This is a genomic window from Rhodococcus sp. LW-XY12, from assembly GCF_019317345.1.
GTDB classification, from domain to species: Bacteria; Actinomycetota; Actinomycetes; order Mycobacteriales; family Mycobacteriaceae; genus Rhodococcus; species Rhodococcus pyridinivorans.
This window is the reverse complement of sequence record NZ_CP079225.1, coordinates 5,005,725-5,018,880: the sequence shown is the minus strand read 5'-3', so window position 1 is coordinate 5,018,880 and position 13,156 is coordinate 5,005,725. Positions and strand designations below refer to the sequence as shown.

Sequence of the window (13,156 nt, the reverse complement as noted above, 5' to 3'; positions counted from 1 at the left end):
CGATGCCTACCCCCGCTCGGCGCGGGCAAACGCTGCCCGCGAGCGGGTCCCTGCCGCGCCGCACATGTTTGCGCGTGCCGGAGGAGAGGTATGTCGCCACAGAATCGAATCACCGCGACACATGTCTGTGGCCGCTCTTGCGGGAGCGCAGCCGCACAGAAGGAGGTCAGGTGACCACTTCGGACCCCGAACACCACGGAAGCCAGGATCCCGAACCTTCGCGCACCCCGGATCTCGAGCCCGGTGGCGGCGTGGCGCCCGGATCGACGCCCCCGGACTCGGGGACGACGTCCGGGCTGTCCGCTCCGGAACCGGACACGAGAAAGCGATTCCCCATCAGCGGGTGGCTCACGCTGCTCGCCGTCGCGGTGATCGTGATCATCTTCGTGGTCGCGATCTTCGGCATCCTGTCCTGACGGTTCGGCCCGAGCCGCCCCGCGGAGCTTCTCGTCAGCGTCCGCGACGCGGTAGCCGCACGACCTGCACGAAGAATTCGTCGATCTGCTTCACGGCACCGATGAACTGGTCGAGATCGACCGGCTTGGTGACGTACGCATTGGCGTGCAGCTTGTAGCTGCGGAGAATGTCCTCCTCGGCCGACGAGGTCGTGAGCACCACGATCGGGATGTCGGACAGTTCCGGATCGGACTTGATCTTCGTCAGCACCTGCCGGCCATCGTACTTCGGCAGGTTCAGGTCGAGCAGGATCAGATCCGGGCGCGGCGCACCCTCGTAGTCGCCCCGGCGGTACAGGAAGTCGAGTGCTTCCGCCCCGTCGCGGACGACGTGTAGGGCGTTGCCGATCTTGTTGTCCTCGAATGCTTCACGGGTCATCAGCTCGTCGCCGGGATCGTCCTCGACCAACAGGACGTCCACCGGTCGGGCAGCGGGATAGGTCACGATCGTGCTCCTCATGACGTTGTCCCCTGCTTCTGCTCGACGGGGCGTGATGCGGTTCCGAGGGTGAAGCAGATTCGAGTGCCCTCGGTATGAGTATCGCCGTACTCGGTGTCGATCCAGATTCTTCCCGCGTGATACTCGACGATTTTCTTGCTCAGCGCCAGTCCGATACCGGTGCCCTGGTAATCGTCGCGAGGATGCAGCCGCTGGAAGATGACGAACACCTTCTCGGCGTACTCGCTGTCGATCCCGATGCCGTTGTCGGTGACGCAGAAGTGCCACCGCGGACCGTCCGACTCGTCCTCGGCCTTTTCGCACTCGATCCTGATCACCGGGGTGCGATCGGGATGGCGGAACTTGATGGCGTTGCCGACCAGGTTCTGCCACAGCATCGTCAGCAGAGTGGGGTCACCGGTGAGCTCGGGGAGGTCGTCGGGGCGTTCGATCTGCGCCTGTGACTCCTCGATGGAGGCGGAGAGGTTGAACAACGCCTTCTCGAGCGGTCGGCCGAGGTCGACCCGGACGTAGGCGTCGTGGACGCGTCCGACCCGGGAGAAGGCGAGCAGATCGCTGATCAGCACCTGCATCCGTTTCGCGCCGTCCACGGCGTATTCGACGTACTGTCGTCCACGATCGTCGAGGACGTCGCCGTACCGCTTCTCGAGCAGCTGGCAGAAGGACGCGACCTTCCGCAGCGGTTCCTGCAGGTCGTGCGATGCGACGTAGGCGAACTGTTCGAGTTCGGTGTTCGAGCGGCGGAGTTCCTCGGCCTGGGCATCGAGATCCTCGGTCTGTTTCGCGAGCAGGGTCTGCTGCTTCCGGGAGTCCGCCAACGCGTCCGCGATACGACCGCGCATCGTCTCGACGTCGAGGGCGAGTGCCCGGATGTCCTTCGGTCCCTGGGGGTATATGTGCTGGTAGAAGTTCTCCTCCAGCGCGACCCGGCGACTGGCGTTGCGGAGTTTGCTGAGCGGCACGGCGACGAGATTGTGGACGAGGGCCACCATCGCGAGGCCGGTGAGGATGAACGTGATCACCATGGCGATCAGGACCGAGTTGCGGATCGTCCGGGACTGCACGAGATCGTCGAGGTTCTCTTCGAGCACACGGGAGAGCGCGTTGTTCTCCTGGACGAACATCGACCGGATCTCACCGAAGGTCAGCCGGTCCTCCTCTGCCAGGTTCGCATCGACGGGGCGCGGCTGCCCGGGCACGACTGTGGCGATGATCGGCTCTGCATATTGCGTCTGCCACTGCCGGGCGGTGGCGTCGATGGAGTCGATGTCGGCGAGGAGCTCGGGATGGTCGGCGAGGAGTTCACGGAGGCGATCGAGGGCGACCTGCTGATCGGCTCGGCCGGCGCGATACGGCCCGAGGAAGATCGGGTCGGTCGTGAGCGCATACCCGCGGACCGCGGTCTGCTGATCGAGCAATGAGCGCTGCAGCCGGTAGGACTCCGTCATCGCGGGGTGGATCCGCCCGGTCACCTCGTCGGTGATCTGCACGGTGCGCTGGATGAAGATTCCGCCCACGATCGAGCCGAGGACGGCGAAGACCGCGAGGACCGCGAACGCGACCTGGAACCAGCTCTGCACGACCAGCCGCGACGAGAACCGCTCGATGCGCGGTTCGGGAACCGAAGGATCCCTCATCGCCGCACCGTCGCTCCGACCTCGGCGGAACGCACGATACCGATCACATCCACCCCAGCTTCCCGGCCCGTGCCCGATTCGCGCCTACGGGCGACGAATCCCGACGGCGGTGCGGTCCCGAACCTGTCGGTCTGCGAACACACGTATGGACGGGCTGTCTGTTGAACCCGAATGCGAACTGTAGCCGACCGGTGGAGCCGTTCCGATCCGGCCACGGGCCGAACCGGCTGCACCGAGTGCCGGAACGCGACTAGGGTCGGTCGCATGACACGACGAGTGAGTGTGTGGGGTGGCGCGTTCTGGCTCAGTCGGAAGGTTCGCGAGCAGGCGCTCGATGCAGCCCACGAACTGGAGGAGCTCGGGTACTCCCGGTTGTGGACGTCCGGCGGATTCAAGGACGGCTTCCCCTCCGTCTACGGTGAACTGCTCGCGGCGACGACGACGCTCGAGCTGGCGAGCGGCATCATCAGCATCTGGCACGCCGACCCGGAGACCACGGCGGCTGCGGTCGCCGATCTGGAGTCGCGGTATCCCGGTCGTTTCCTGCTGGGCGTCGGAACGAGTCACGCTCCCGTCGTCGACGCGCGGGAGAACACCAGCTACACCAAGCCCTACAGCCGGATGGTCGAGTACCTCGACGGCCTCGATGCGGCATCGACGCCGGTGCCCACCGATCGCAGGGTTCTCGCGGCGCTCGGCCCGCGCATGCTGAAGCTGTCCGCCGAGCGCGCGGCAGGAGCCCACCCGTACTTCGTGCCGCCCGCGCACACGGCGGTTGCGCGTGAGGCCCTCGGCTCGGAGCCGTTGCTCGCGCCCGAGGTGGCCGTCGTCCTCGAAACCGACGAGACCGTTGCGCGTTACATCGCCCGCGAGTACATGCGCGGTTATCTCGCGCTGCCGAACTACTCGAACAACCTGCGTCGTCTCGGGTATACCGACGAGGACCTCGCCGACGGTGGCAGCGACGGCCTGATGGACGTGCTCATCCCGTGGGGCGATCTCGACAGCGTCGTCGCCGGCATCGAGAAGCACTACGCCGCCGGTGCCGACGAGGTCGCCATCCAGGTGCTCACCGCGGATCCGTTCACCTTCCCGAGCGAGGGCTACCGGCAGCTCGCGTCCGCGCTGCTGAGCTGAGGCCACCGAACCCCGAGGTCACCGAACCCCGCGGTCACCGGACCCCGAGGTCACCGGATCGGTGTGGCCGCTCAGATCGGCCGCACCGTGAGGATCTGGGACATCGTGCCGATCGGTCCGGTCGCATCGTGCAGCACCGTGCTCGTCAGGCCGATGCCGTCGGCGCCGAACGAGACCGACGTATCGAAGCCGACCCATTCCCCGCGGGGTTCGGCGAACAGGTGCGCGGTCAGGTCGACGTTGGGGAAGGCGACCGTTCTCGGATCGGCACGCACCGCCATGCCGTTGGCGATGTCGAACAGGCCGGCCGTGGCGGCGAGATCGCTGACCTTCTCGCCCTCCACGAGCGGGAGACCGGTGCGCACCCAGAACGAGGCCCGTCCGGGTGCGGTCGAGACGCGGCGCACCTCCACCGAGTCGATGAATCCTCCCGGCCACAGCGTCGTCGGGTCCCAGGGTTCGCAGTCCTCGGGCGTCGGAATCGGCTGCAGCGTGGTGCCGGCGATCTCCGCGGTGGGACGGGTCTGCATCAGCCACGCGCGCGCACGCACGATCGCGCGCCCGTCGTAGGCGAGGGTCGCTTCCACGAGTTCGATGGTGCGTCCGGGCCGCAGGACCTCGACCGTCGTGACGACGGGACCGACGGGCACGGTGCCGAGGATGTCGTACGACAGGCGTCCGATCGTGAGGTCGTCGTCGCGCCGCGCGTCGCGGTCGCATTCGACGACGTGGGCGATCAGCCCGAGAGCGGGAGCGATGTGCTGCTCCGCCTCGTTCCACGCCCCACCGACATGTTCGGTGGCGCGGAAGGAGGTCGGGCCGAGTCGTTCGAAGTAGCTCATGCGGTCTCCGTTCGTGACGGCTCTGCCGCGAGAGCCGAGGGGGTCGCGGCGAGAGCTGCCAGTGCCATGCGTCGCAGCACCGCGCGGGTGCCTTCGGGGGAACGCGGGTCGGCGCTGTGCGGTGTCGAGTTGATGAGTCCGAAGGTCGCGTGCGCCATCGTGCGCGCATCGGATTCGGGCAGTGCGGGGTCGATGCGGCGCAGGGCGTCGACCCAGATCTCGACGTAGCGACGCTGGGTCACCCTCACCTCCCGCTGCCCCTCGTCGGGGAGGGACGTGAACTCGCGGTCCTGCACGCGGATGAGATCGGGCTCGCCCAGCGCGAAGTCGAGATGGAAGTCGACCAGGCCCTCGAGGGCGTCGCGCGGGTCGGGCGTCGTCTCGGCGACCTGCGTGCCACCTGCGAGGAGGCGGCGGCTGATCTCGACGAGGATCTCGACGAGCAGGGCGTCCTTGTTGGGGAAGTGTCGGTACACGGCGGGACCGCTGATCCCCACGGCCGCACCGAGATCCTCGAGGCGGACCCCGGGGAATCCGCGTTCGGCGATCAGGTGCGCCGCGGCACGCAGGAGGTCCCGTCGGCGTTCCGCCTTGGCGAGGCTACGCCGCGTCGGGCGTCCCGATGCGGTCGAGACGTCGATCGCGGACTCGGTCATGAAAATCTCCGCTCGGTGTGGTCTGGACAACTCGGTTAATCATAACTAACCTAGATTTCAGTTAATGGCGATTAGTCGATCTACCGAGGATGGTGTCCGTGACAACCGCTGAGACGGCCTCGACAACCAGCCGCGACCAGCACGAACAGCTGGTCGGAGAGCTCCGAGACAAGCTCGCTGCCGCAGCCCTGGGTGGCAGCGAGAAAGCCCGGGAGCGGCATGTCGCCCGCGGCAAGCTGCTTCCCCGCGACCGCGTGGACGAACTGCTCGACACGGGCAGCCCGTTCCTCGAACTGTCGCCCCTCGCCGCCGACGGCATGTACGACGACGAGTGCCCCGGCGCCGGCATGATCGCCGGCATCGGCCGCGTCGCCGGCCGCGAGTGCGTGATCGTCGCGAACGACGCCACCGTCAAGGGGGGCACCTACTATCCGATCACGGTCAAGAAGCACCTGCGGGCGCAGGAAGTCGCGCTGCAGAACAACCTGCCGTGCCTGTACCTCGTCGACTCCGGTGGCGCCTTCCTGCCGCGGCAGGACGAGGTCTTCCCCGACCGCGAGCACTTCGGCCGCATCTTCTACAACCAGGCCACCATGAGCGCCAAGGGGATTCCGCAGATCGCCGCGGTCATGGGCTCGTGCACCGCCGGCGGCGCCTACGTCCCCGCGATGAGCGACGAGGCCGTCATCGTCCGCAACCAGGGCACCATCTTCCTCGGTGGCCCGCCGCTGGTGAAGGCCGCGACCGGCGAGGTCGTCACCGCCGAAGAGCTCGGCGGCGGCGACCTGCACTCGAAGGTCTCCGGCGTCACCGACCACCTGGCCGAGGACGACCGCGACGCGCTGCGCATCGTGCGAGACATCGTCTCCACCTTCGGTCCGCGCAACCCGCGTCCGTGGGACGTCGAACCCACCGTCGAACCCGAGGCCGACCCCACCGAGCTGTACGACGTGGTGCCCACCGACTCGCGCATCCCCTACGACGTGCACGAGGTCATCGACCGTGTGGTCGACGGCGCCGGCGGTGACGGCCATGGATCCAGCAGCTTCCACGAGTTCAAGGCCGAATACGGCAAGACTCTCGTCACCGGCTTCGCACGCATCCACGGCCACCCGGTCGGCATCATCGCGAACAACGGCGTTCTCTTCGGCGAATCCGCCGTCAAGGGAGCGCATTTCATCGAACTGTGCGACAAGCGCTCGATCCCGCTGGTGTTCCTGCAGAACATCTCCGGCTTCATGGTCGGCCGCGACTACGAGGCCGGCGGCATCGCCAAGCACGGCGCGAAGATGGTCACCGCGGTCGCGTGCGCGCGGGTGCCGAAGCTGACCGTCGTCATCGGCGGCTCGTACGGCGCCGGCAACTACTCGATGTGCGGTCGCGCGTATTCGCCTCGCTTCCTGTGGATGTGGCCCAACGCCCGCATCTCCGTCATGGGCGGCGAGCAGGCCGCCTCGGTGCTGGCCACGGTGCGCTCCGACCAGCTCGACGCATCGGGCAATCCCTGGACGGCCGAGCAGGAGGAGGAGTTCAAGGCTCCGATCCGCGCCCAGTACGAGGAACAGGGCAATCCCTACTACTCGACCGCGCGCCTGTGGGACGACGGCATCATCGATCCCGCAGACACCAGAAAAGTTCTCGGACTGGCACTGTCGGTGTGCGCCAACGCCCCGCTCGAGCCGGTCTCCTACGGCGTCTTCCGGATGTGAGTGCACCCATGACTGATACGACTCGGATCGACACGGTGTTGGTCGCCAACCGCGGTGAGATCGCGGTGCGCGTCATCCGCACCCTGAAGGCGATGGGCATCCGCTCGGTCGCCGTGTTCAGCGAGGCCGACCGCGACGCCCGGCACGTGCAGGAGGCCGACACCGCGGTGCTGCTCGGACCCGCCGCGGCGCGCGAGAGCTATCTGGTGATCGACAAGGTCATCGACGCGGCGCTCGCCACCGGTGCACAGGGCATCCATCCCGGCTACGGATTCCTTTCGGAGAATTCGGCTTTCGCCGCCGCGTGCGCCACTGCCGGTATCGCCTTCCTCGGCCCGTCCGCCCACGCCATCGAGACCATGGGCGACAAGATCACCGCCAAGGCCGCGGTGTCGGAGTTCGGCGTTCCCGTCGTGCCCGGCATCTCCCGGCCCGGACTGAGCGACGACGAACTGATCGCGGGCGCCGAGGAAGTCGGCTATCCCGTGCTCGTCAAGCCGTCCGCCGGCGGTGGCGGCAAGGGCATGCGCCTCGTCGAGGACCCGAAGGATCTGCCCGCCGCGCTCGAATCCGCCCGTCGCGAAGCGGCGTCGGCGTTCGGCGACGACACCCTCTTCCTCGAGCGGTTCGTGCAGCGCCCCCGGCACATCGAGGTCCAGGTCCTCGCCGACGCGCACGGCAACGTCGTGCACCTCGGGGAGCGCGAGTGCAGCCTGCAGCGACGGCACCAGAAGGTCGTCGAGGAAGCGCCCTCGCCGCTGCTCGACGAGGCCACCCGCGCCCGCATCGGTGAGGCCGCGTGCAACACCGCGCGCAGCGTCGACTACACCGGCGCCGGCACCGTCGAGTTCATCGTCTCCGCCGACAAGCCCGACGAGTTCTTCTTCATGGAGATGAACACCCGGCTGCAGGTCGAGCATCCGGTCACCGAGATGGTCACCGGCCTCGACCTCGTCGAGTGGCAGGTGCGCATCGCCGCGGGTGAGCCGCTCGGCTTCACCCAGGACGACATCACCCTCACCGGCCACGCGATCGAGGCCCGCGTCTACGCCGAGGATCCGGCCCGCGGCTTCCTCCCGACCGGCGGTGAGATCGTCGATGTCGTCGAGCCTTTCGGGGCGAGCGCAGCGACGGGGAACGTCACCGGCCCCGGCGTGCGCGTCGACTCCGGCATCCGCGCCGGCACCGTGGTCGGCAGCGACTACGACCCGATGCTCGCCAAGGTCATCGCCCACGCCGACGACCGCACCGGTGCGCTGCGTCGCCTCGACCGGGCGCTCGCACAGACCGCCGTGCTCGGCGTCGTCACCAACGTCGACTTCGTGCGGTTCCTGCTCGCCGACGACGACGTGATCGCCGGTGCGCTCGACACCGGCCTGCTCGACCGTCGACTCGGCGACTACACCGCCCCCACGACCGCCGATTCCACGCTCGTCGCCGCGGCGATCCTGCGGTGGCTCGACCGCTGGGCGGGCGACACCACCGATCCGTGGGCGGTGCCCGACGGATGGCGCGTCGGTGCCCACCGGCCCGTCACGTCGCGGCTCACCTCCGGCGACCGCACCGCACATGTGCGCCTGACCGGAACTCCGGCGGCAGGTGTCGCCGAGGTCGAGGACGGCGAGACCTACCGGTTCAGCGCCGTGCTGCACGGCTCCGCTCTGGCGGTCGTGCTCGACGGCCGGCGTCACAGCTACCGCGTCGGCGAATCCGACGGTGCGGTCTGGCTTTCCGACGGTCACGGCAGCGTCGCCGTCCGCGAGGTGCGCGAGGCGTCGGTGCGCGGCGACGACGCCCACGCCGGCGACGCCGACATCACCAGCCCGATGCCCGGCGCCGTCATCGCGGTGTCCGTCGCCCCCGGCGACACCGTCACGGCCGGGCAGACGCTCGTCGTCGTCGAGGCCATGAAGATGGAACATTCGCTCACCGCCCCCATCGACGGCACCGTCGAACTGTTCGCGGCCGCCGGTGAGCAGGTCAAGGTCGATCAACTTCTCGTGCGAATCACCCCGCACGCCGACACGGAAGAGACAAAGTGATGACGGAATACCTGGCCACGGGCCAACTTCCCGACGAGTACGAGCAGCTGCGCAAGACGGTCGCCGACTTCGCCCGCACGGTGGTCGCGCCGGTCGCCGCCAAGCACGACGCCGAGCACTCGTTCCCCTACGAGGTCGTGCAGGGCATGGCCGAGATGGGCCTGTTCGGCCTGCCGTTCCCCGAGGAGTACGGCGGCATGGGCGGCGACTACTTCGCGCTGTGCCTCGCGCTCGAGGAACTCGGCAAGGTCGACCAGTCCGTCGCCATCACCCTCGAGGCCGGTGTCTCGCTCGGCGCGATGCCGATCTACCGCTTCGGCAACGAGAAGCAGAAGCAGGAGTGGCTGCCGCAGCTCGCGAGCGGCCGCAACCTCGCGGCCTTCGGGCTCACCGAACCGGGTGCGGGCAGCGACGCCGGAGGCACCAAGACCACCGCCAAGCTCGAGAACGGCGAGTGGATCATCAACGGCAACAAGCAGTTCATCACCAACTCCGGCACCGACATCACCTCGCTCGTGACCGTCACCGCCGTCACCGATGTGCGGGAGAACGGCAAGAAGGAGATCTCCACGATCCTCGTGCCGACCTCCACGCCGGGCTTCACCGCCGAACCCGCCTACAACAAGGTCGGCTGGAACGCCTCCGACACGCATCCGCTCACCTTCGCCGACGTGCGGGTGCCCGAGGAGAACCTCCTCGGCGAGCGGGGCCGCGGCTACGCCAACTTCCTGCGCATCCTCGACGAGGGCCGCATCGCCATCGCCGCGCTGTCGACCGGCGCCGCGCAGGGCTGCGTCGACGAATCGGTGAAGTACGCCAAGGAGCGCGAGGCGTTCGGCAGCCCGATCGGCAACAACCAGGCCATCGCCTTCAAGATCGCCCGCATGGAGGCACGTGCGCACGCCGCACGCACCGCCTACTACGACGCCGCCGCCGCGATGCTCGCCGGCAAGCCGTTCAAGAAGCAGGCAGCGGTCGCCAAGCTCGTCGCGTCCGAGGCCGCGATGGACAACGCGCGCGACGCGACGCAGATCCACGGTGGCTACGGCTTCATGAACGAGTACGCCGTGGCGCGCCACTACCGCGACAGCAAGATCCTCGAGATCGGTGAGGGCACCACCGAGGTGCAGCTCATGCTCATCGGACGGGAGCTGGGACTGTGAGCGAGACCGACACCACCGTGGAGAAGCGGATCGTCCAGCGTGGCCTGTGGTTCGAGGAGTTCGAACTCGGCGCGATCTACGAGCACCGCCCCGGCCGGACGATCACCGAGGCCGACAACACGCTGTTCACGACGCAGACGATGAACACGCAGGCGCTACACCTCGACGCCGCATACGCTGCCGAGACGAGTTTCGGTGAGCGTCTGGTCAATTCGATGTTCACGCTCTCGACGCTCGTGGGACTGTCGGTCGCCCAGCTCACGCAGGGCACGATCGTCGCGAATCTCGGGTTCTCCGAGATCTCCTTCCCCAAGCCGTTGTTCCACGGCGACACGCTCTACGCCGAGACGAAGATCGTCGACAAGCGCGAGTCGAAGAGCCGGCCGGGGGAGGGCATCGTCACCCTCGAACACACCGGTCGCAACCAGCACGGCGATGTCGTCGCCGTCGCCGTGCGCAAGACCCTGGTCCAGAAGAGGCCCACGACATGACCTGGGAACTCCCCGGCCCCGCATGGCTTTTCTGTCCCGCCGATCGTCCGGAGCGCTACGCCAAGGCCGCCGAACGTTCCGACGTGGTGATCATCGACCTCGAGGATGCCGTCGCGCCGGCCGACAAGCCGGCGGCCCGTGAGGCGCTGATCGCCACTCCGCTCGACCCCGAACGCACCGTGGTGCGGGTCAACCCGGTGGGCACGGCCGACCACGAGGCCGATCTCGAGGCACTGCGCCGCACGTCGTACACGCGGGTCATGCTGCCCAAGTGCGAGAGCGGCGACGAGGTGCGCTCGCTCGCACCGCTCGAGGTGGTCGCGCTCATCGAGTCGCCCCTCGGGGTGCTCGCGGTGGAGGACATCGCCGTCGCCGAGAACACCCTCGGAATGATGTGGGGTGCCGAGGATCTCGTCGCCGGACTCGGTGGCAACGCGAGCCGTCACGCCGACGGGACGTACCGCGCGGTCGCGCAACACGCCCGGTCGGTGACCCTGCTCGCCGCGAAGGGTCACGCCCGCTGGGCGCTCGACTCGGTGTACCTGAACATCAAGGACACCGACGGCCTGTACGAGGAGGCGCTCGACGCCGTGGCGGTCGGATTCGACATCAAGGTGTCGATCCATCCGAGCCAGGTCGACGTCGTCCGCCGGGCGTACGCGCCCACCCCCGAGGAGGAGGCGTGGGCGCGGCGCGTTCTCGAGGCCGCCGAATCGGAACGCGGCGTCTTCGATTTCGAAGGGAAGATGGTCGACGCCCCGGTGCTGCGCCACGCCGAACGCGTGCTGCAGCGCGCGTCGGCCGCCGCCTCGGCATGACCGAGTGTCACCGGGGACGGTGACGCAACAACTGAGTGAGACGGTGGGCGCTGTCGAGCAGCGCCTCACCGAGTTCGGGCACACGATCGGGCCGGAACCGGCTCTCCACGCCGGTCAGACTCAACGCCCAGGTCGGGGCGCCGCGGTGATCGAACACCGCGGCGCCCATTCCCCAACTGCCCTCGACGATCAGTGCCGGATTGACGGCGTAGCCGGTCAGCCGTGTCGTCTCGATCCGTTTCTCCAGTGCGGGTCGCGCGTGGTCCGGTCCCCAATCCTGCGTGAGATCCACCCGCGACAGATGCGCCTCGATCTCCTGATCGGGCATGTGCGCGAGGATCGCCAGCCCCGCCGACGCCACCCCGAGCGGGAACCGGATCCCGATGTGGAGCACGTGCGAACGCAGCGGGAAGCTGCCCTCCTCCATCGCCAGACAGACCGTCTCGTCGCCCCGCCGCGCGGAGAGGAAGGCGCTCTCGCCGGTCGCGCGCGCCAGATCGCGCAGCACGTCGCCCGCGAGATCGGTGATGTCGTAGCGCACGGAGGCGAGCGATCCCAGCAGGTAGAGCTCGGGTCCGAGGGCCCAGCGTCCCGACGCCGGATCCCGGTCGACGAGCCCCTCGTCGGCGAGCGAGCTGAGCAGCCGGTGCACCGTGGGCCGGGCGAGATCGGTGGTGCGGGCGACCTCCGAGGTCGTCACCCCTTCCGGTTCGTGCGACGAGACGGTGCGCAGCAGGGCGGCGATCCGCGCGACCAGTTGACCCCGTGCATCGGACGACATACCTCGATTCTACGTCCACTCAGTGAACGCATATAGCGTCTCTGTTCGATGAACGATCAATTTCAGAGAGATTCCGGCAGGTACTTGTGTTCGCCACCTGCGGACTCTTTAGTAGAAACCAAGCATGCGACTGCGTTCATCCAGTGGACGTGATTTGTCCAGCGGAGCCCGGCGGCTCCCCCGGAAACCCGAGAGGTGAGAGTTGGCAACGAAAGTGTTCGAGACGGCGGCGGAGGCCGTCGCCGACATCCGTGACGGTGCGACGCTCGCGGTGGGCGGATTCGGATTGTGCGGTATCCCCGACATCCTGATCCGGGCCATCGCCGACGCCGGGGCCACCGACCTCGAGGTGTTCTCCAACAACTGCGGTGTCGACGGCCACGGTCTCGGAATCCTGCTGGGCAGCAAGCGCATCCGCCGGGTCACCGCGTCGTATGTCGGGGAGAACAAGGAATTCGCCCGGCAGTACCTCTCGGGTGAGCTCGAGGTCGAGCTGACCCCGCAGGGCACCCTCGCCGAGAAGCTCCGCGCCGGTGGCGCAGGCATCCCCGCCTTCTTCACCCCCGCCGGCGTCGGCACGCCCATCTCGCAGGGCGGACTGCCGTGGAAGTACCACGCCGACGGTTCGGTCGCCGTGGCGTCGCCGGCGAAGGAGATCCGCGAGTTCCGCGGCAAGCGGTACGTGCTCGAGGAGTCCATCACCGCCGACTTCTCGCTCGTGCACGCCCTCAAGGGCGACACCGAGGGCAACCTGGTGTTCAACAAGGCCGCGATGAACTTCAACCCGCTCGCCGCGATGGCCGGCCGCGTGTGCATCGCCCAGGTCGAGGAACTCGTCGAGCCGGGCGAGATCGATCCGGGCGAGGTGCACCTGCCGGGAATCTTCGTGAACCGGGTCGTGCACACCGGTGTCCAGGACAAGCAGATCGAAAAGCGCACCGTCAGCGCCGCGAAGGGAGCGTAGA

General features: G+C 68.1%; 13 protein-coding genes. 8 read left to right on the top strand and 5 right to left on the bottom strand.

Translation table 11 applies throughout. The annotated features are described in order from the left end of the window. Positions 1-170: 170 nt before the first annotated feature. Positions 171-416: a DUF6480 family protein gene (locus KXC42_RS23145; protein WP_006550761.1), complete on the top strand. Its 246-nt coding sequence runs from the start codon at positions 171-173 to the stop codon at positions 414-416. A gap of 34 nt (positions 417-450) precedes the next feature. On the opposite strand, the gene KXC42_RS23140 is transcribed toward KXC42_RS23145, so the two are convergent. Further along, positions 451-915 (bottom strand): response regulator, encoded by a 465-nt coding sequence (locus KXC42_RS23140; RefSeq protein ID WP_019290581.1) that lies wholly within the window; start codon positions 913-915, stop codon positions 451-453. Continuing rightward, positions 912-2,552: a CHASE3 domain-containing protein gene (locus KXC42_RS23135; RefSeq protein ID WP_039584378.1), complete on the bottom strand. Its 1,641-nt coding sequence runs from the start codon at positions 2,550-2,552 to the stop codon at positions 912-914. The genes KXC42_RS23140 and KXC42_RS23135 overlap by 4 nt, the downstream gene beginning before the upstream one ends. A gap of 264 nt (positions 2,553-2,816) precedes the next feature. On the opposite strand from KXC42_RS23135, the gene KXC42_RS23130 reads away from it, so the two are divergent. Next, a complete protein-coding gene (locus tag KXC42_RS23130) occupies positions 2,817-3,689 on the top strand; it encodes an LLM class F420-dependent oxidoreductase (RefSeq protein WP_219129644.1) in 873 nt (290 codons plus the stop codon). Between the two features lie 71 nt (positions 3,690-3,760). Here KXC42_RS23130 and KXC42_RS23125 read toward each other — a convergent pair whose 3' ends face one another. Together KXC42_RS23125 and KXC42_RS23120 are read right to left on the bottom strand one after the other, a co-directional pair. Next, positions 3,761-4,531, bottom strand: a complete 771-nt coding sequence (locus tag KXC42_RS23125) for a thioesterase family protein (protein ID WP_219129643.1) — start codon at positions 4,529-4,531, stop codon at positions 3,761-3,763. Further along, positions 4,528-5,187 (bottom strand): TetR/AcrR family transcriptional regulator, encoded by a 660-nt coding sequence (locus tag KXC42_RS23120; RefSeq protein ID WP_006550756.1) that lies wholly within the window; start codon positions 5,185-5,187, stop codon positions 4,528-4,530. Before KXC42_RS23120 ends, KXC42_RS23125 begins: the two co-directional genes overlap by 4 nt. Positions 5,188-5,276: 89 nt before the next feature. Here KXC42_RS23120 and KXC42_RS23115 point away from each other — a divergent pair, with 89 nt between their 5' ends. Genes KXC42_RS23115 through KXC42_RS23095 form a run of 5 tightly spaced genes read left to right on the top strand, consistent with a single transcriptional unit; the run spans position 5,277 to position 11,410 of the window. Then, positions 5,277-6,896: a carboxyl transferase domain-containing protein gene (locus KXC42_RS23115; protein WP_019290586.1), complete on the top strand. Its 1,620-nt coding sequence runs from the start codon at positions 5,277-5,279 to the stop codon at positions 6,894-6,896. An 8-nt stretch (positions 6,897-6,904) separates the two neighbouring features. Next, positions 6,905-8,938 (top strand): acetyl/propionyl/methylcrotonyl-CoA carboxylase subunit alpha, encoded by a 2,034-nt coding sequence (locus tag KXC42_RS23110; protein ID WP_219129642.1) that lies wholly within the window; start codon positions 6,905-6,907, stop codon positions 8,936-8,938. Then, entirely contained in the window at positions 8,938-10,101 is a 1,164-nt protein-coding gene (locus tag KXC42_RS23105) for an acyl-CoA dehydrogenase family protein (RefSeq protein WP_024102433.1), read from the top strand. Before KXC42_RS23110 ends, KXC42_RS23105 begins: the two co-directional genes overlap by 1 nt. After that, a complete protein-coding gene (locus KXC42_RS23100; RefSeq protein ID WP_019290589.1) occupies positions 10,098-10,592 on the top strand; it encodes a MaoC family dehydratase in 495 nt (164 codons plus the stop codon). The genes KXC42_RS23105 and KXC42_RS23100 overlap by 4 nt, the downstream gene beginning before the upstream one ends. After that, positions 10,589-11,410 (top strand): CoA ester lyase, encoded by an 822-nt coding sequence (locus KXC42_RS23095; RefSeq protein ID WP_064060045.1) that lies wholly within the window; start codon positions 10,589-10,591, stop codon positions 11,408-11,410. Before KXC42_RS23100 ends, KXC42_RS23095 begins: the two co-directional genes overlap by 4 nt. 7 nt (positions 11,411-11,417) lie before the next feature. Here KXC42_RS23095 and KXC42_RS23090 read toward each other — a convergent pair whose 3' ends face one another. After that, on the bottom strand, positions 11,418-12,191 hold the full coding sequence (locus KXC42_RS23090; protein ID WP_019290591.1) for an IclR family transcriptional regulator: 774 nt from the start codon (positions 12,189-12,191) through the stop codon (positions 11,418-11,420). A 202-nt stretch (positions 12,192-12,393) separates the two neighbouring features. Here KXC42_RS23090 and KXC42_RS23085 point away from each other — a divergent pair, with 202 nt between their 5' ends. After that, positions 12,394-13,155 carry a CoA transferase subunit A gene (locus KXC42_RS23085; protein WP_071935901.1) on the top strand — a complete coding sequence of 254 codons (762 nt, stop codon included), beginning with the start codon at positions 12,394-12,396 and terminating at the stop codon, positions 13,153-13,155. Position 13,156 lies beyond the last annotated feature (1 nt).

What these genes read in the sequence shown, in the direction of transcription:
- KXC42_RS23105 (WP_024102433.1), top strand. Translation starts at nt 8,938, where the DNA reads ATGACGGAATACCTGGCCACGGGCCAACTTCCCGACGAGTACGAGCAG.
- KXC42_RS23140 (WP_019290581.1), bottom strand. Translation starts at nt 915, where the DNA reads ATGAGGAGCACGATCGTGACCTATCCCGCTGCCCGACCGGTGGACGTC.
- KXC42_RS23095 (WP_064060045.1), top strand. Translation starts at nt 10,589, where the DNA reads ATGACCTGGGAACTCCCCGGCCCCGCATGGCTTTTCTGTCCCGCCGAT.
- KXC42_RS23130 (WP_219129644.1), top strand. Translation starts at nt 2,817, where the DNA reads ATGACACGACGAGTGAGTGTGTGGGGTGGCGCGTTCTGGCTCAGTCGG.
- KXC42_RS23115 (WP_019290586.1), top strand. Translation starts at nt 5,277, where the DNA reads ATGGTGTCCGTGACAACCGCTGAGACGGCCTCGACAACCAGCCGCGAC.
- KXC42_RS23120 (WP_006550756.1), bottom strand. Translation starts at nt 5,187, where the DNA reads ATGACCGAGTCCGCGATCGACGTCTCGACCGCATCGGGACGCCCGACG.
- KXC42_RS23135 (WP_039584378.1), bottom strand. Translation starts at nt 2,552, where the DNA reads ATGAGGGATCCTTCGGTTCCCGAACCGCGCATCGAGCGGTTCTCGTCG.
- KXC42_RS23125 (WP_219129643.1), bottom strand. Translation starts at nt 4,531, where the DNA reads ATGAGCTACTTCGAACGACTCGGCCCGACCTCCTTCCGCGCCACCGAA.
- KXC42_RS23110 (WP_219129642.1), top strand. Translation starts at nt 6,905, where the DNA reads ATGACTGATACGACTCGGATCGACACGGTGTTGGTCGCCAACCGCGGT.
- KXC42_RS23090 (WP_019290591.1), bottom strand. Translation starts at nt 12,191, where the DNA reads ATGTCGTCCGATGCACGGGGTCAACTGGTCGCGCGGATCGCCGCCCTG.